Origin of the sequence: Hypericibacter sp. (assembly GCF_050729195.1) — a bacterium.
GTDB lineage: Bacteria > Pseudomonadota > Alphaproteobacteria > Dongiales > Dongiaceae > Hypericibacter.
Genome location: NZ_JBOHKS010000322.1, coordinates 1 through 17891 on the forward strand (window position 1 = coordinate 1; position 17891 = coordinate 17891).

15 protein-coding genes are annotated in these 17891 nt (G+C 64.8%); 9 read left to right on the forward strand and 6 right to left on the reverse strand.

Going from position 1 to position 17891, the window contains the following annotated elements:
* The 6 genes from ACREE8_RS26015 to ACREE8_RS26040 form a co-directional block, all read left to right on the forward strand.
* Nucleotides 1-850: APC family permease (locus tag ACREE8_RS26015; protein WP_431575936.1), on the forward strand; the 850-nt coding region annotated here is incomplete at its 5' end.
* A 294-nt stretch (nucleotides 851-1144) separates the two neighbouring features.
* Complete coding sequence (locus ACREE8_RS26020) at nucleotides 1145-1924, forward strand: SDR family NAD(P)-dependent oxidoreductase (protein ID WP_431575937.1); 780 nt, start codon at nucleotides 1145-1147, stop codon at nucleotides 1922-1924.
* A 27-nt stretch (nucleotides 1925-1951) separates the two neighbouring features.
* Nucleotides 1952-2734, forward strand: a complete 783-nt coding sequence (locus ACREE8_RS26025) for an SDR family NAD(P)-dependent oxidoreductase (RefSeq protein ID WP_431575938.1) — start codon at nucleotides 1952-1954, stop codon at nucleotides 2732-2734.
* A 144-nt stretch (nucleotides 2735-2878) separates the two neighbouring features.
* Nucleotides 2879-3202, forward strand: a complete 324-nt coding sequence (locus ACREE8_RS26030) for a DUF883 family protein (protein ID WP_431575939.1) — start codon at nucleotides 2879-2881, stop codon at nucleotides 3200-3202.
* Nucleotides 3203-3375: 173 nt separating this feature from the next.
* Nucleotides 3376-4437 (forward strand): AI-2E family transporter, encoded by a 1062-nt coding sequence (locus ACREE8_RS26035; RefSeq protein WP_431575940.1) that lies wholly within the window; start codon nucleotides 3376-3378, stop codon nucleotides 4435-4437.
* Nucleotides 4438-4593: 156 nt separating this feature from the next.
* Complete coding sequence (locus ACREE8_RS26040; RefSeq protein WP_431575941.1) at nucleotides 4594-6537, forward strand: ABC transporter ATP-binding protein; 1944 nt, start codon at nucleotides 4594-4596, stop codon at nucleotides 6535-6537.
* A 27-nt stretch (nucleotides 6538-6564) separates the two neighbouring features.
* On the opposite strand, the gene ACREE8_RS26045 is transcribed toward ACREE8_RS26040, so the two are convergent.
* The gene (locus ACREE8_RS26045) at nucleotides 6565-6765 is read right to left on the reverse strand and encodes a hypothetical protein (protein ID WP_431575942.1); all 201 of its coding nucleotides are present in this window, start codon (nucleotides 6763-6765) and stop codon (nucleotides 6565-6567) included.
* Nucleotides 6766-7275: 510 nt separating this feature from the next.
* Between ACREE8_RS26045 and ACREE8_RS26050 the strand changes: the two genes are divergently transcribed.
* Complete coding sequence (locus tag ACREE8_RS26050) at nucleotides 7276-9009, forward strand: hybrid sensor histidine kinase/response regulator (protein WP_431575943.1); 1734 nt, start codon at nucleotides 7276-7278, stop codon at nucleotides 9007-9009.
* A gap of 142 nt (nucleotides 9010-9151) precedes the next feature.
* Here the strand turns inward: ACREE8_RS26050 and ACREE8_RS26055 are convergent, their stop codons facing one another.
* Nucleotides 9152-9367 carry a DUF1127 domain-containing protein gene (locus ACREE8_RS26055; RefSeq protein ID WP_431575944.1) on the reverse strand — a complete coding sequence of 72 codons (216 nt, stop codon included), beginning with the start codon at nucleotides 9365-9367 and terminating at the stop codon, nucleotides 9152-9154.
* 530 nt (nucleotides 9368-9897) lie between these two features.
* Between ACREE8_RS26055 and ACREE8_RS26060 the strand changes: the two genes are divergently transcribed.
* Nucleotides 9898-10623, forward strand: coding sequence for a response regulator (locus ACREE8_RS26060; RefSeq protein WP_431575945.1), 726 nt, complete (start codon nucleotides 9898-9900; stop codon nucleotides 10621-10623).
* A gap of 40 nt (nucleotides 10624-10663) precedes the next feature.
* Here ACREE8_RS26060 and ACREE8_RS26065 read toward each other — a convergent pair whose 3' ends face one another.
* The 4 genes from ACREE8_RS26065 to ACREE8_RS26080 form a co-directional block, all read right to left on the reverse strand.
* Nucleotides 10664-10849, reverse strand: a complete 186-nt coding sequence (locus ACREE8_RS26065) for a hypothetical protein (protein WP_431575946.1) — start codon at nucleotides 10847-10849, stop codon at nucleotides 10664-10666.
* A 92-nt stretch (nucleotides 10850-10941) separates the two neighbouring features.
* Nucleotides 10942-12501: a SpoVR family protein gene (locus ACREE8_RS26070; protein ID WP_431575947.1), complete on the reverse strand. Its 1560-nt coding sequence runs from the start codon at nucleotides 12499-12501 to the stop codon at nucleotides 10942-10944.
* A complete protein-coding gene (locus tag ACREE8_RS26075; protein WP_431575948.1) occupies nucleotides 12498-13790 on the reverse strand; it encodes a YeaH/YhbH family protein in 1293 nt (430 codons plus the stop codon). Before ACREE8_RS26075 ends, ACREE8_RS26070 begins: the two co-directional genes overlap by 4 nt.
* A gap of 15 nt (nucleotides 13791-13805) precedes the next feature.
* Nucleotides 13806-15752, reverse strand: a complete 1947-nt coding sequence (locus ACREE8_RS26080; RefSeq protein ID WP_431575949.1) for a PrkA family serine protein kinase — start codon at nucleotides 15750-15752, stop codon at nucleotides 13806-13808.
* A 1003-nt stretch (nucleotides 15753-16755) separates the two neighbouring features.
* Between ACREE8_RS26080 and ACREE8_RS26085 the strand changes: the two genes are divergently transcribed.
* Nucleotides 16756-17697: a MurR/RpiR family transcriptional regulator gene (locus tag ACREE8_RS26085; RefSeq protein WP_431575950.1), complete on the forward strand. Its 942-nt coding sequence runs from the start codon at nucleotides 16756-16758 to the stop codon at nucleotides 17695-17697.
* The last annotated feature ends 194 nt before the right edge of the window (nucleotides 17698-17891 follow it).

Here is a 17891-nt window from a genome sequence, read left to right on the forward strand (position 1 = left end):
GCCCTGGAGCGTCCTGGTCGAGAATTTCGGCGCCGGATCGGACAATTACGTCGCGGCGTTGTTCGCGGCGAGCCTGATCGGCATCTGGATCATCTTCGGCTTCGAGGCCTGTGGTGATCTGGGTGAGGAAGTCCAAGAAGCCAGCCATAAGATTCCGCGCGCCATGATGTTGACCATGGCGGTCGGCGGCGTCAGCACGCTCGTGATCGGATTGGGCATGACGCTGGCGGTTCCCGACATGCAGGGCGCGGTCAGCGGCAGCGTCGCCAACCCGGCCGAGGCCGTGCTGCTGGCGAACTTCGGACCGATCGGTGCCAAGCTCGGCATCATCATGCTGGTGATCATCATCGTCAGCGCGGCTGCCGCCATCATGGCCTCAACCAGCCGCCTGTTGTTCTCCATGGCCCGCGATCGCCTGGTGTTCGGCCACAACATGCTGGCCAGGATCGACGAGAAGCGCGGCCTGCCCAACGCCGCCATCCTGACGGCCACGGTCGTGCCTTGCCTGATCATCCTGCTGGGCATGTTCTCCAGCAATGCGATCTGGCAGGTGATCAGCTTCGCCACGGCGGGCATCTACACCTCGTTCCATATGGTGGTGGGCGGTGCGCTCTATGCCCGGCTCAAGGGGTGGAAGCCGGCCGGCAGCTTCAAGCTCGGCTCCTGGGGCCTGCTGGTGAACGTCCTGGCCTTGGCTTTCGGGATCGTCATGATCCTCAACCTGATGTGGCCGCGCACGCCGGACGCACCCTGGTATCTCAACTACATCATTCCGCTGTCGGTGCTCTTCATCTTCGTACTGGGCTTGCTGCAGCTGGGCAACGTCACCCGTCAGAGCAACGCGCGCTGACGCTTCGGACGGTATGAATCGACAAGGGCCGGCTCGAGCTTGGCGTTTTCCAAGCTCGGGTCGGCCCGAACCGTTTCAGTGCGCTGAGACGCCGCTGCTCAGTCCGCCGGGGCCGCCCTGCCGGCGAAGAGCTCCTCTGTCAGTTGCGAGCAGGCCATGCCCTTGGCGCCCCCGAACGCGGGTCGGCGCTCCGGCGTTCCCGGACAAGGCTGTGTCAAAGACCCCAAGGCCGGCTTTTCACGCCGCGGGAGCTGTGCCACAAGGGACGGCGCAATTCTCATGGGGATGGACGTGATGCAGACACTCGCCGGCAAGATCGCGGTCATCACGGGTGCGGGCTCGGGCCTCGGCCGCGCCGTGGCGCAGAAATTCGCAGGCGAAGGCACGGTCGGCCTGATCCTGGTCGACCGCGACAAGGAAGGGCTGGCGGCGACGCGGGACGCGATCGCAGCACCCCGCTCCTGCGACGTGCATTCGCGCTGCCTCGATGTCACCGACAGCGCGGCGCTCGCCGAAGCGAGCCGCAAGGCCGATGCGGCCTTTGGCGGCGTCGATATCGTCGTCTGCGCGGCCGGCATCATCGGGCCCTTCGGCAAGATCGAGGATTGCTCGGAGGAGGACTGGCTCAGGGTCTTCGCCGTCAATGTCCATGGCACCTTCCTGACGGTGAAGCATTTCCTGCCGCTGCTGCGAAAGCGGGGCGGGGGCAGCATCGTCAATTTCTCCTCGACGGCGGGGCTGGTGGGCGATCCGCTGCTCGGGCCCTATTCGGCCTCGAAGGGCGCGGTCACGCTGATGACGCGCTCGCTCGCGCGCAACCATGCGGCCGAGAACATCCGGGTCAATTGCGTCTGCCCCGGCTCGATCGACACGCCGATGCTGCAATCGGTGTTCGAGGATCTGGGCGATCCGGCGGCGCGCGCCCAGCGCGAGCGCGAGTTCATCGCCTTCCATCCGTTGGGGCGCTTCGGCAAGCCGGCGGAGGTCGCCGACGCCGTGCTCTATCTCGCCGGCCCCGCCTCTTCCTTCGTCACCGGCATCAGCCTGCCGGTCGATGGCGGCTCGATTGCCTGAGTTCATTCGCAAACGGAGAATCGAATCATGAGGTTCGACGGACGCGCGGTCATCGTCACGGGCGCGGGCAGCGGCATCGGCCGAGGCGTCGCCTTGCGCATGGTCGCGGAGGGCGCGGGCGTGCTGGCGGTCGATCGCAACCCGAAAGGGCTCGAGAGCCTGGTCGCGGAAGTCTCTTCCGGCGCCGGCAAGGCCCGGATCGAGCCGCTGGTCTGCGATGTCGCTTCCGGCGATGCGCCGGCACGGATCGTCGCGGCCTGCCAGAGGCACTTCGGCCGCCTCGATGTGCTGGTGAACAATGCCGGCATCGATCGCGAGGCCGAACGCTTCACCGACAATGACGACGAGACGATCGCGACCCTGTTCTCGGTCAATCTCATCAGCCTCATCCGTCTCACGCGCGACAGCCTGAAGGTGATGACGCGGCCCGGCGGGCGCGTCGTCAATGTCAGCTCGGTCTTCGGGCTGGTCGGATTTCCCAACTCCGCGCTCTATGCGACGGCGAAGGGCGGGGTCGCGCAATTCACACGGCAGCTGGCGGCCGATTGGACGCCGTTGGGGATCACCGTCAATGCCGTGGCGCCGGGCGTCATCGAGACCGCCATGACGAAGAGCTTCATCGACGACAGCCCCTGGTATCGGCGCGCCATGATCGAGACCACGCCGGCGCCGCGGGTGGGGCAGCCGGAGGACATCGCCGCTGCGGTCTGCTTCCTCGCCTCGTCCGACGCCGATTTCATCTCCGGTGTCGTGCTGCCGGTCGATGGCGGCTGGCTGGCGACACGCTATCTGCCGCCCGACGCAATTTGAGGTATCGGTCCTGACTTTGTTCGTGCCTCGATGACGATGGTATTCGGCCAAGCGGCCGGAACCTGGAAGGCCTGCGAGCGTTTGGTTCGTGTCAGGGTGGGCTTCAGCCCGCCTCCTCAACCATTTGCGAAGTGGGATTCAAGAATGAAACGCACAACGAAATCAAAGCGCAAGGCCGCGGCCCCGGTCGATCTGGATGTCCTGATCGACGATATCGGCGCCTTGAAGTCCGATTTCGCCGCCATCGTCAGCCAGATCAAGAGCGGTGCTGTCGATCACGCGAGTGAACGGGCCGAGCAGCTCCTGTCGCAACTCAGCGAACGGGCAAACGATCTGTATGACACCGTGTCCGAGCAAGGCGCGGTGTCGGTCGAAGCTGCCCGGGGGCACATCACCGCCCGGCCCTTGACAGCCGTCCTGGTCGCTTTCGGCGTCGGCTTCATCGCCAGCCGGATGGTGCTTCGCTGAGCATCGCGGATGAGGCTGGGTCATCTGCCGCCCGTCCCGGCCGCCGCGCCGACGACGTCTCTCCCGTCACGAATCTGACCCCGATCCGGCCGCTCGCGGATTCCTCCGATCAGGAGCCTCGGGCGGTTCCTGCGCCGGAGCAACCTGTCGAGCCGGCCGCGGTACCCGAGACGATGCCGTTGCCGGAAGATCCCAAGACCTTGTTGCTCTTGGGCATCTTCATGCTGCTGCTGTTCTATGGGCTCTATCTGGCCGGGCAGATCGTCCTGCCGATCATTTTTGCCGCCATTCTCTATCTCGTGCTCCAGCCGGCCATGCGGTTCGGAACGAAATTCCGCATCCCCAAGAGCGTGTCGGCCATTCTGATGATCGTCTTCGTGATCGCCGCGGTGGGCGCGCTCGGTTTCACCCTGTCGGGCCCCGCGTCCGACTGGCTTGCGAAAGTGCCGGCCAGCCTGGCGCGGCTCGATGCACAGATCCGGATTTTCAAGCAGCCTATCGCCGATCTCGAGAACGCCAGCAAGCAGATCGAGCATCTCACCGAAACCCCGTCCTCCTCGGCCACGCCCGTCACCCTGGCAACGCCCGGCGTGACCGGCATGTTGTTCAGCGGCACCCGGAACATGCTGGTCGGGCTCGGCACGATGGTCGTGCTGCTGTTCTTCCTTCTCATGTCGGGCGACCTTTTCCTGCGCCGCTTCGTCGAGATCCTGCCGACGCTCAGCAACAAGAAGCAGGCGGTCGAGATCTCGCGGGAGATCGAGAGCAACATCTCGGTCTATCTCGCGACGATCAGCATGATGAATGTCGGCGTCGGGATTCTCACCGGCATCGCCGCCTATTTCTGCGGGCTGCCCGATCCCATCCTGTGGGGAACGCTGGCTTTCCTGCTGAACTATATTCCGATCCTGGGGCCGCTCTGCGGCATCGTCATCATCTTCCTCGCCAGTCTCCTGACCTTCGGCACGATCTGGCACGCGCTGCTGCCGACCGGCATCTATCTGGCCATCCATCTGGTCGAAGGCGAGGTCGCGACGCCCCTGCTGCTGGCGCGCCGCTTCATTCTTAACCCGGTGCTGATCATCGTCTCGCTGGTGTTCTGGTACTGGATGTGGGGCATCCCCGGCGCGCTGCTCGCGGTGCCGATGCTGGCGACCGTCAAGATCATCTGCGACCGCATCACGCGGCTGGCGGCGCTCGGGCATTTCCTCGGCTCCGAGCCGAGAAGCAGCTAAGCCCGCCTGGAGTCCACGGAAGGCGCACGTCGGCCTGCCGCAAGGTGAAACAGCTGCAATGCGCCCAAGCCCTTCGGCGCAATGCTCTTTTGCTCATGGCGGAGTCGCAATCTTGCCGCTTTTCCGCCGCCGCGACTCCCTGTAAGACCTTGATCCATGTCCCTGTTTAGCTTCTTCGAGCGTCGGCTCGACCCGACGGCGACCTCGGCCGACGCGGCCCCGCCGTCAGGATTGACGGCCTTCTATTGGCATTATGTGCGCCAGGTCCGCGGCCTGGTCGTGGCCCTGTTCCTGACCGGCATCGCCGTCGCCGGGCTCGACACCACGATCCCGATCTTCATCGGCCGGATCGTGACGCTGGTCTCGACTCACAGTTTCGAGACCTTCTTCACGGCGGCCTGGCCACAGCTCCTCGGCATGGCGGGGGTGCTGCTGGTGGCGCGGCCGGTGGCTCTGCTGCTGCAGAACCTCGTCACCAACCAGGCGATCGCGCCGGGCCTCACCAACCTGATCCGCTGGCAGAGTCACTGGCATGTGGTGCGCCAGAGCTGGACCTTCTTCCAGAACGATTTCGCCGGCCGCATCGCCAACCGGATCATGCAGACGGGCCCGGCGTTGCGCGAAAGCGTTGTCGCGACCACCAACGCGGTTCTCTACATCCTGGTCTATGGCGGCACGGCCCTGGTGGTGTTGGCCTCGCACGATTGGCGGCTCTCGATCCCGGTGGTCTGCTGGTTCGCCGGCTATGTGGTGCTGCTGCGTGTCTGCGTGCCGCGCATGCGCAACCGCTCGCGCGAAATGTCGGAGGTGCGCTCGGCGCTCACCGGCCGCGTGGTGGACAGCTATACCAACATCCTGACGGTGAAGCTGTTCGCCAAGCCGCGCGACGAGGACGATTTCGTGCGCGAGGCGGTGGACGAGCATACCCGCACCTTCCATCGCCAGCAGCGGCTGATCACGCTCTTCAGCATCAGCCTCATCGGGCTCAACATCCTCATGGTGGTGGGCACCGCCGCCATGGCGATGTGGCTCTGGTCATTGGGGCTGATCGCGGTCGGCACCGTCGCCATGGCGATGCCGCTCTCCTGGCAGATCGCCAACATCGCCGGCTGGGTCGCGCAGAACGTGACGGCGATCTTCGAAAATGTCGGCGTGGTGCAGGACGGCATGCGCTCGATCGCGGTGCCCCTGCAGATGCCCGATCCGCCCGATGCGGGCATTCTCAAGGTCACGACCGGCCATGTGCAGTTCGAGAAGCTGCATTTCGGCTATGGCACCAGCCGCGGCGTGCTGCATGGCATCGATCTCGACATCAAGCCCGGCGAGCGCGTCGGCCTGATCGGCCAGTCGGGCGCCGGCAAATCGACCCTCGTGAACCTGCTCCTGCGTTTCTACAATCTCGAGCAGGGCCGGATCCTGATCGATGGGCAGGATATCGCCAAGGTCAGCCAGGACAGCCTGCGCGCCCATATCGCGATGGTGACGCAGGACACCTCGCTGCTGCACCGCTCGATCCGCGACAATATCCGCTATGGCCGTCCCGGTGCGACCGAGGCGGAGGTCCGCGACGCCGCCGCCAAGGCCCATGCGCTCGAATTCATCGAGACGCTGGAGGATTGGCAGGGGCGGCGCGGCTTCGAGGCCCATGTCGGCGAACGCGGCGTCAAATTGTCGGGCGGGCAGCGCCAGCGCGTCGCGATCGCGCGCGTGATCCTCAAGAACGCGCCGATCCTGGTGCTCGACGAAGCGACCTCGGCGCTCGATTCCGAGGTCGAGGGCGCGATCCAGGAGCAGCTCGAAGGGCTGATGAAGGGCCGCACCGTGATCGCCATCGCCCACCGGCTCTCGACCATCGCGCGCATGGACCGCCTGATCATCCTCGAGAACGGCCGCATCGTGGAGCAGGGGACGCACGCGCAGCTGCTGGAGCTGGGCGGCGCCTACGCCAAGCTCTGGCTGCGGCAGTCGGGCGGTTTCGGCGCCGGCGTCCTCAAAGATGGCGCGTCCGGTGATTCGGCCATCGCGGCGCCACCGTCGCCCGAGCCCTATAGCGAGGAACCGCAGCCGCTCGAAGCGGTCCGAGGCTGGGAGCGGCGATAGCCTGAGGTTATCGTCTGCGCCGTCTCGTCAGTGCGTGGTGCCGGCAAAAGTCACCACCTCTCCCGGCTCGCCCGCGCGCAGCACCGTGACCGAGGCCGGATCGCCCGGCAGGCGGGCGAAGGGCTTCAGCGAGACCAGACGCGGCTCGAAATCGGGGGGCGGTGGCGGCAGCGCGGGCGCGTTTGCCACGGGCGAGGGCGCCGCGGCTGCGCCCGGAGGCTGGCTCACATAGACGCCGCCTCCGCCAATGAACGGGAAGAAGGGAAACCGGTGGGGTCTGACCCGGTTTAAGTCGTTCCCGGGGCTTTCGGAAACCAGGGGTGGGACCATGTTCGGCCCAAGCGGCGGAACGATGCCCGGCCCCAGCGGGGGAACCAGGCCGTTGTCGAAGCGCGGCGTCATCTGCGGTTGAAAATGCGTGCCCGCGGGCCGCGTCGCCGTTTCGGCCGAGGCGGGGGATATCAGGGCCGAACCGGTCAAGGCCGCTGCCAGGAGCAGCCCGAATGTCCCGGCGCGTGAGAGCTTCAATCGTCGATCGGGTCGCATGGTGCCTTCCATCGGGTCGATCCCTCCCTTGATTCATATAGGAACTCGAACGGCCTCCGGAGAGGGTAAAAATCGGCCCTTCTCGGCCCCTGGCGGCTCGGATACCAATACGGGGATCGTCCTTCATGTGCCGGTTGCAGAATGCCGAACCCGGGTAGTCCCGGGGAGGGAGACGTCAGAGGTGCCAGCGCGATGACCTCCAGCGACCTGACTGACCGCCGCTCGGTCACGGCCGAGCTGGCGCGCCGCGAGGCGATGCTGGAGACGATCGGCTATGCCGCCACGCGCATCGTCGGCGGCGGCGACTGGCAGGCCGGCATCCAGGATCTGCTGGCGCGCCTGGGAAAGGCCGCCGAGGTCGATCGCGTCACGCTGTTCGAGACCCATAAAGGCCCCGACAACGAGATGGTGCAGAGCTGCCGCTATGACTGGTGCGTCTCGCCGCTCAAGCCCATCAGCAGCGATCCGCGCTATCAGAACATGCCGATCAAGGATCCGGAGACGCCGGACGACGACGAGTTCGACGATTGGGCCCGGCGGCGCCAGCGCGGCGAGGTGATCCAGACCGTCCGCAGCGCCACCTCGGGCTATACCCGCGAGGTGTTCGAGGAGCATGGCACGCTCTCCTTCCTCTCCGTGCCGCTGACGGCGGGCGGGCGCTGGTGGGGTTTCCTCGGCTTCGACGATTGCCGCACCGAGCGCGCCTGGACCGAGATCGAGATCGATGTGCTGCGGACGGCGGCTGCCCTGATCGCGGGCGCCATCGAGCGCCAGCAGACCGAAGCCGAGATCGCGCGCCAGCGCGAGGCGCTGCATCAGAGCGAGAAGCTGACGGCGCTGGGCTCGCTGCTGGCGGGCGTGGCGCATGAGCTCAACAACCCGCTCTCTGTGGTGGTCGGGCAGGCGTTGCTGCTGGAAGAGGCGACGCGCGATTCCGCCCTCACCGGCCGCGCCCAGAAAATCCGCTATGCGGCCGAGCGCTGCTCCAAGATCGTGCGCACCTTCCTGGCGCTCGCACGCCGGCGGGAGCCGGAGGCGCGGCCGGTGCAGCTCAACGCGATCGTCGGCATGGCGGTCGATCTGCTGGGCTACCAGCTTCGCACCTCGGGCGTCGAGCTGACGCTCGATCTGGCGCCGGATCTGCCGGCGTTCATGGCCGACGCGGATCAACTGCATCAGGTCACGACCAACCTGATCGTCAATGCCGAGCAGGCGCTGGCCGAGCGGCCGGCGCCCCGTCGGCTCAAGATCTCCACCCGGTTCGACAAGGCGCGCCAGGCGCTGCGGCTGGTGGTGGCGGACAACGGCCCCGGCATCGAGCCCGAGATCCGCTCGCGCATCTTCGACCCCTTCTTCACCACCAAGCCGGCGGGGCAGGGAACCGGGATCGGGCTCTCGCTCTGCATGACCATCGTCGGCACCCATCGCGGCTCGATCACGCCGAGCGAGACGCCGGGCGGCGGCGCCACCTTCACGGTCGAGCTGCCGCTGGCGGGCCTGCCGGCGCCCAAGCCGGCGCCTGCCCTGGAGCCGGCGTCGCGCGACAACGAGCCCGGCCGGCGCATCCTGGTGGTCGATGACGAGGTGGAAATCGCTGAGACCCTGGCGGAGATCCTGACCGACCTCGGGCATCGGGTGGAGATGGTGTCTCAAGGAGCGGCGGCGCTGAATCAGCTCAAGGCCGGGCCGTTCGATCTGATCCTGAGCGATCTGAAGATGCCGGTGCTGGACGGGCCTGGTCTCTATGCCGCGCTCCAGCGCGACTATCCGGCCATGACCGGAAAGATCGCGTTCCTGACCGGCGATACGCTATCGCAGCGCCAGGGCGAGTTCCTGGCCGAGACGGGCGCCGCCTGCCTCGAGAAGCCCTTCACGCCCGACGACGTGCGCCGTTTCGTCGGCCATCTGCTGCAGCAGGCCCACTGACCGAAGCCCACTGATCGAGCCCCACTGATTCAAACCGGGCCGAAAAGAAAAACCCTCTTCCTCGGGTCGGGAGGAAGAGGGTTTGGCAGATGCGGCTGTGGCCGCTGTGGCGTCAGGGGGCCATGTGCCCCGTCGATCGCCATCAGCTCCGCCAGAAGGGCTTCAAGGCTTCGCGATAGACCTCGGCTTTCGAGATGCCAATGTCGCGCAGAGTGCGCTCGTCGAGATTCGCCAGCGTCTGGCGTTCGTTGCTGCGCGTGAACCAGCCGAAGGCGAACTCCAGGCCCGACATCAGCGACGACACCATGCCGTATTGGTTCTGCGATTGGAAAATATGGTCGTTGGTTTGAGTAGCCATGTCGATCTCCCTTGTCTGGCGCCGGCCCCCCAGTGGCGATGTCTGTCATCGTCCCCGGTCCAGCGCGTCGGAGAGGAATTTGGTCTCCCCGCGTTGCAGCATGGTGTCTGGCAACCGGAAATCGTGTTTCGATTGTTACAGGTTTGGTTGCTCTTTCGGCCCTCCCTGAAACATCGGCCGCCCGGCCACCCCGCCGACATGATTGGCGTCACCGTTGAGGCTGAAACCCCGGAAACCCCAGGATGGCTGACCAAGCCGCCAAAATCGGGGCTTTTTGGCCCGCCGGGCCGACCGCCGGGCCGGCCGCAAGGAATAATGTCACCCTCCAATCCCGGCCGTGCATCGGAAAGGGGATTTGGGTAATGTGTCAGCGTTTCTGGCGGAAGTTTGGAATCGCCGAACGGGCCCAGCGATCGGTAACGAACCTCCCGCCTCGATGCCGGGTTTTCAGGAATCCGGTATCGGGAGGGGATGGATGTCGTGTCGGGCGGCGGCGATTCCGGCGGTGACGAGACCAGTGGGATCAGGGGATGGACGGCAAGACCTGCCTGTTGATCGTTGACGATGATCCGGACGTGCAAGGTACGGTCCGCGAATATTTCGAGATGCAGGGATTTGCCGTCAGTGTCGCCGGCGATGGCGCCGCCATGCGCCAGGTTCTGGCCGCCGAATCGATCGAGGTCGTGCTGATGGACCTGCACCTGCCGGGTGAGGATGGTCTTGCCCTGACACGCGAGCTGCGCGCGAAGGGCGGCATCGGAATCGTGGTGGTGACGGGCCTGGGCGAGACGGTGGACCGGATCGTCGGGCTGGAGATGGGTGCCGACGACTATGTCACCAAGCCGTTCGACCTGCGCGAGCTGCTGGCGCGGGTCAAGAGCGTGCTGCGGCGGGTGCGCACCGGCGGCGTGACGCGGGCCGCGACGCCGACCGCGGCCATGGAGAAGATCCGGATGGGGCGCTGCACGCTCGATGTGGCGTCGCGCAAGCTCTATGACCCGAATGGCGAGGAGATCGCCATGACCAGCATGGAGTTCGACCTGCTGGTGGCCTTCGCCAAGAATCCCAACCGCGTGTTGAGCCGCGACCGGCTGCTCGAGCTGGCCCATACCCATGGCGAAGAAGTGTTCGACCGCAGCGTCGATGTCCGCATCGCGCGGATCCGCAAGAAGATCGAGGTGAATGCCGAGCGTCCCGAGGTGCTGAAGACGGTTCGGGGCGTCGGCTATATGTTCGTCCCCGACAGCGCAGCCTAGCTCGCGGACGGCCGCCCCCGGCCTGCCGGCGGCGCGTGTCTCATTTCCTCGGATGCATGACGAAGACGCCCCGGTTCGAATCGTAGGTGGGCGCCTCGCAGCTCGCCAAGCCGACCGCGGCCGCCGGCAGCAATCCCCATCCAAAGAACTGCAACAGTTGGCGGCGGGAGGGGACGGCGGGTTCCTGGGGGGTCGGTTCGAGCTCGCTCCGGTCGTCAGCGGTCATGCCAAGGCTCCCAATTTGCATAACGTGACGCTAAGGCGCGACGGACCTTACGGCAAGCATTCCCAAGCCGGTCGGAAGGCGCGGATCGGTGATCAGGCGGCGAGCGCGCCGGTGGGGCCGGCCGTGTGCTGCTTCAGCACCGCATCCGAGCTGGACGAAATCTCCGTGAGGCTCACCTCGTAGCCCCAGAGATCGGCCAGATGGCGCAGCACCGGCTGGATGTCCTCCTCGGCGAGCAGGACATTGTCATAGACCCGATGCTGCAGCATGAGCCGGCGGTCGCCGTCGAGATCGACATCGACGATCTCTATCTCCGGCTCCTTCTGCGATGTGTCGAACTGGCGGGCCAACGAGCTTCGCACCGTCTGATAGCCGCGCTCGTTATGGATCGCCTTCACCACCAGATCCGAGACGCCGTCGTCGACCACCGCGAACAGCTTCATCTTGCGGATCAGGGCCGGGCTCAGATATTGCCGGATGAAACTCTCGTCGCGGTAATTGGCCCAGCCTTCCTTGAGGGTCTCCCACGGATCGCCATTGCCGGCGAACTGCGGGAACCAAGTCCGGTCCTCGTCGGTGGGTGTGAGGCAGATGCGCTTGATGTCCTGCATCATGCCGAAGCCCAGCGCATAGGGATTGATGCCGCTATAGCGGCGGTCGTCGAAATCCGGCTGCAGCACGACATTGGTGTGCGAGCTCAGGAACTCGACCATGGCGCCGTCGCCGAGCTGGCCCTTCTCATGCAGCCGGGTCATGGTCTCGTAATGCACCATGGTGGCGCATCCCTCGTTCATGACCTTGGTCTGCTTCTGCGGATAGAAATACTGCGCGATATGGCGGACGATGCGCAGGATCTCGCGCTGCCATGGCTTCAGCAGCGGCGCCTTCTTCTCCAGGAAATAGAGGACGTTTTCTTCGGGCAGGCCCAGCAGCTGGCGGCGCTCGGCCTCGGTGGTGCGGCGCTTGTCGCGGGCCCCGTTCTGGGGAACCGTGCGCCAGAGATCGTTATAGGACCGCTCCAGCTCCTCGAGGCGGTCCTGGACGCGCTTTTCCTCCTCGCCCAGCCCGCCGACCTTGCGGCGCGGATAGCGGTTGACACCCTGGGTCATCAGGGCGTGAGCGGCGTCGAGCACGCGTTCCACCGCAGCGTCGCCATAGCGCGCCTCGCAGCGCGAGATATAGCCCTTGGCGAACTCCATATAGTCGAGGATTCCATCCGCATCGGTCCATTGCCGGAACAGATGGTTGTTCTTGAAGAAGTGATTATGGCCGAAGGCGGCGTGCGCGATCACCAGCGACTGCATCGTCATGGAATTCTCTTCCATGAGATAGCTGATGCAGGGATTGGCGTTGATGACGATCTCGTAGGCCAGATTGCGCAGGCCCCGGCGATAGAGCGTCTCGTCGCGGGCGAAATGCTTGCCGAAGGACCAATGCAGATACATCAGCGGCATGCCGATCGAGGAATAGACGTCGAGCATCTGCTCGGCGGTGATCACCTCGATCTGGTTCGGATAGGTGTCGAGCTTGAACTCGCCCAGCGCGATCTCGCTGATCTGCGCGTAAGTGTGCCGCAGGGAATCGAAATCCCAATCGAACCGGGTGCGCGACTCGCTCTTCTCGCCTTCGAGCAGGACGCTCTCGGAACTCATGACGCCGCCTTTCTTGCCGGCTGGTCGCGGGCGAACAGCTCGCGGAACACCGGGAAGATCTGATTGCGCTTGTTCACCTTGCGCATCGCGATGGAATGGCCGGCGCGGTCGAGGCGTTCATAGGTGCGCCAGACCTCGCTGCCGAGATTGAAGCCGTCCTCCTCGTCGCCGACCTCGAGATAGGCGAAATACTGGCAGAGCGGCAGGATCTTCTTTTCCAGCAGCGCCGCGCTCTTGGCATTGTCGCTGGAGAGATTGTCGCCGTCGGAGGCTTGCGCCGCGTAGATGTTCCACTGGTCGCGCGGATAGCGCTCCTGGAGCACCCGCATCATCTCCTCCAGCACGGTCGAGACGACCGTGCCGCCGGTCTCGCGGCTGTTGAAGAAGGTCTCCTCGTCCACTTCGCGCGCCACATGGGTGTGGCGGATGAAGACGATCTCGACATTGCGGTAGCGGCGCGACAGGAAGAGATAGAGCAGCTTGTAGAAGCGCTTCGCCAGATCCTTCATATGCTCCGTCATGGAGCCCGACACGTCCATCAGACAGAACATGACGGCACTGGCGACCGGCTGGGGCACCATCTCGAAGCGGTTGTAGCGGACATCCACCGGATCGATGAAGGGCACGCGCTTGGCGCGCCGGCGCTGGGTATTGAGCTCGAGCTCCAGCTCCCGGCGGCGATCGAGATTCTCCTCGCTCTCGTCGAGGATATCGAGCTGGGCTTCGAGGGCCGCGATCTCCGCGGGTCGCGGGCGCTTGAGGGCGATGCGGCGCGACAGGCTGTTGCGCATGGTGCGCACGAGATTGAGGTTGGTGGCGGCGCCCGAAACCGAGTAGCCGGCGCGCCGCGGCAGGAAGCTCTCGGCCTTCTTCAGCTGCTTCCGGAGCAGATCGGGAAGCTCGAGATCCTCGAGGAAAAGGTCGAGGAACTCGTCCTGGGTCAGGACGAACTGGAAGGCATCCTCGCCCTCGCCATCCGCCGAGGCCTCGCGGCCGCGGCCGCCTTGGCCGTCCTGGGGCCGCGGGATGCGGTCGCCCTCGACATATTCGTGATTGCCGGGAACGACATGGGTGTGCTCGCCGGACTTGCCGGAATGATAAAGCTGCGGCTCGTTGATCCCGTCGCGGCGGATCTTGATCTTGCCGCCGCCATTGAGATCGGCGACGGAACTCTTGCCGGACGCCTCGCGGACCGCATCGGCGATCTGCTGACGGGCCCGGCGGATGAAGCGCTGGCGGTTCGCGAGGCTCTTGCCTCGGGGATTGAGCCGCCTGTCGATGATATCCATGGGCCTACCTGCCGGTCACCCGGCTTGTTTGACGCGCATATACCACTCGACGAGACGCCGCACCTGGCGCTCCGTGTAGCCGCGCGTCATCATGCGCTGCACGAACTCGGTGTGCTTCTTGGCCGTCTCGGTCTCTTTCTTGCTGCCGAAGCTGATCACCGGCAGCAGGTCCTCGACCTGGCTGAACATGCGCCGCTCGATCACCTCGCGCAGCTTCTCGTAGGAGGTCCAGGACGGGTTCTTGCCGTTGTTGGCCGCCCGCGAGCGCAGCGCGAACTTCACCACCTCGTTGCGAAAGTCTTTCGGATTGGCGATGCCGGCCGGCTTCTCGATCTTGGTGAGCTCCTGGTTCAGGAGCTCGCGGTCCAGCATCTGGCCGGTGTCGGGATCCTTGAAGTCCTGATGCTCGATCCAGGCATCGGCATAGTCGACATAGCGGTCGAACAGGTTCTGGCCGTAGTCGCTGTAGGATTCGAGATAGGCCTTCTGGATCTCGTTGCCGATGAACTCGGCATAACGCGGCGCCAGATCGGCTTTGATGTATTCGAGGTAGCGCTTCTCGACGTCGTCGGCGAACTGCTCGCGCTTGATCGCCTGCTCGAGCATGTACATGAGATGGACCGGGTCGGCGCCGACCTCGGTGTTGTCGTAGTTGAAGGTCGCCGACAGCACCTTGAAGCCGAAGCGGGTCGAGATCCCGTCCATGCCTTCGTCCACGCCGGCCGCGTCGCGATATTCCTGCATCGACTTGGCATGCGGGTCGGTCTCTTTCAGGCTCTCGCCGTCATAGACGCGCATCTTGGAATAGAGATTGGAATTCTCGTGGACGCGCAGGCGCGACAGGACCGAGAAGCGGGCCAGCATTTCCATCGTCGCCGGCGCGCAGGGCGCCTCCGCCAGCTCGCTGGTGCGGATGAGCTTCTGGTAGATCTTCTGCTCTTCCGTCACGCGCAGGCAGTAGGGGACCTTGATCACGCAGACGCGGTCGATGAAGGCCTCGTTGTTCTTGTTGTTCTTGAAGGTCTGCCATTCGGCCTCGTTCGAATGGGCCAGGATCACGCCCTGGAAGGGGATGGCGCCGATATTCTCGGTACCGACATAGTTGCCTTCCTGGGTCGCGGTCAGCAGCGGATGCAGGATCTTGATCGGGGCCTTGAACATCTCGACGAATTCGAGCAGGCCCTGGGTGGTGCGGTTGAGGCCGCCCGAATAGGCATAGGCGTCGGTGTCGTTCTGGCTGTGCAGCTCGAGCATCCGGATGTCGACCTTGCCGACCAGGCTCGAGATGTCCTGGTTGTTCTCATCGCCGGGCTCGGTCTTGGAGATCGCGATCTGGCGCAGTCGCGAAGGATAGACCTTGGCGACGCTGAATTTCTGGATGTCGCCCTTGAACTCGTCCAGGCGCTTGACCGCCCAGGGCGAGAGGAGACCGGTCAGGCGCCGGCGCGGGATGTTGAACTGCTCCTCGAGGGTCGGCCCCATCTGCTCGGGGTCGAACAGGCCGAGCGGGCTTTCCAGGACCGGGCTCAGCTGGCTGCCGGCTTTCAGCACATAGATCGGCATGCGCTCCATCAAGAGCTTCAACCGCTCGGCCAGCGAGGACTTGCCGCCGCCGACGGGCCCCAGGAGATAGAGGATCTGCTTGCGCTCTTCGAGGCCCTGAGCGGCGAAGCGGAAGAAGTTCACGATCCGCTCGATCGTCTCTTCCATGCCGTAGAACTCGGCGAAGGCGGGATAGGTCTTGATGGTCCGGTTCATGAAGATGCGGCCGAGGCGGGCATCTTTCGCGGTGTCGATCACTTCCGGCTCGCCGATGGCGGCGACCATGCGCTCTGCGGCGGTCGCGTGCGCGGTCGGGTCGGCACGGCACAGCTCGAGATAATCGAGCAGCGGCATGTCGTGCTCGCGGCGGCTCTCGTAATTCTGCAAGGAACGCGAAAAGATGTTTTCGACAACGCCCATTCGGATTCTCCTCAGATCACCGGTCTAAAGGCCGCTCTGCAGGCTGGCCAAGTGGCGAAGGGCTGTGCCGTTTGCCGCGTCTGGGTGATCGATGGGTCTTCTTGGCCGCTCGCGGCCGCCCGCGCTACGTCGCCGTGCGCTTTCATCGGTCTCGAGTGCGTCACTCGTGCACCGTGGAGAAGTCTCGTCAGGGTCACGCCAATCTGGGGCATGAAACCTTTCGCTCCCTATCCGGCTCGCCCTTCGTCCGGGTCAGTCCCGTCAGTGCCTCCGGATGTGGTTAATGATGCGCGGCAGTGGTTAACAAAACCCCTTAACGCGTCGGCCTATTGCATCGTTCCGGAATGCTGGCGGGCCGGCCAAAGGCGGCCCAAGGCACACCCGGCTAACTGAGACGGCCACGGATTCATCCGCTCGAATCAGACGTCTGAGCGTAAATCCTAACAACCCATATAAAGAAGAAGGGGTGTCGCCCGAGTCGGTCAAGCCGCAAATCGAAATTTTTTTATTGGCAGGGAACGGGTTGCGAGGAACGCACCGGTCTAAGCCGCAATATGACAGCCGCTGCGACGCATCCAAAAGCCGATGCTCTGCCAATGACATCGTCGGGCATGCCGGCATTTCTTCGCCGGCCTTTCTTCCGCCAGGGCGGAAATGCTGGGCCTCTCATTATCAACACGGCGTCATGTCTCGAATCCTACGCGATGAAATCTTCGCGCATGACGATAGGGGATGTGGAGACAGGGGATTTGGAATTAGAGAACGAATTGCGGGATGGGAGAATGAATCTGCGCAAATGCGGCTTCCGACTGCCATTACCGCCGCCGCGGAGCGGATCGGCGCTGCCATCGCCCCGATCTGCTCGACAGCGTCCCTTGACGATCCAGCGTTGCCGATCGCGTCGTTTCAAACGTTCCAGCTTGTGAGAATTTTTATTTCGCCCTAATCATGACGCCGTGGCCGGGGGTGAAAGCGCCTGGCTCCACTTCCGGCGGGCGGTGCGATGGAACGCAAGGAAACCTTCGACGAGCTCAAGCTTCAGATCTCGTCCGAGCATGGCAAGCTCAGCAAGCGGCTGCGCCAGATCGCCGAGTTCGCGATCGCCGAGCCGGACCAGATGGCGCTTGAGACCGTCGCGATCATCGGCAAGCGCGCCAAGGTACAGCCCTCGACGCTGATCCGTTTCGCCAAACATTTCGGTTATGACGGGTTCAGCGACATGCAGCGGGTATTTCGCTCGCGACTGATCGATCGCGCGCTGACCTATAGCCAGCGGATCCGCGAGGCCCAGGCCGAAGGCGTCGTGCCAACGCTCACGGGCGATGTGCTGGCGCACTTTGTCGAAGCCGATCACGCGGCTCTGCAGCATCTGCGCGCCGAGATACCGCCTGCCGATCTCGATGTTGCGGTCGAACTGATGGCGCAGGCCGAGATCGTCGGGGTGGTGGCGCAGCGTCGATCCTTTCCCATTGCGGCTTATCTCGCCTATGGCCTGACCCATCTCGGCCGGCGCGCGCATCTGATCGACGGCATCGGCGGCATGGGTGCGGAGCAGGCACGGCTCCTGGGGTCGCGCGATCTTCTGATCGCCATCAGCCACAAGCCCTACGCGCCCGAGACGCTCGATACGGTCGCGGCCGCGGCCGAGCGCGGCGTCAAGATTCTGGCCATGACCGACAATGCCCTCAGCCCGCTGCCGCCCCTGGCGGCGGTCAGTTTCGAGGTCGAGGAAGCCTCTCTGCATGGCATCCGGTCGCTGACCGCCTCCATGTGCCTGGCCGTGACGCTGGTCGTGGGCCTGGGGCAAAAGCTGGCGGCGGCCAAGCCCGGCGCAGAAGCGCCCGGCGCCTTGGCCTTCGATGGCGCCAAATCCGGCAACAACAAGCAAAGCGTCGCGAAGCCGGCGTCCCGGAAGGTGTCGGGCTCGCCTCGCCGCCGGCCTTGAAGAGGGTGGCCCCGGCCGATCCGGCCGCTTTCCCGATTGCCAAATAAAACTTTTGTTCCATAATTGTAGAAAATAGAACACCTATCGCGGGCTGCGCGGACGGCTCAAAATGGACCGGAATCGCCGCAGAATGAGCGGAAGGCCGGCGCCACGTCGCCGGCCTCACAGGGAGGGATCTGGCGCCATGACCCAGC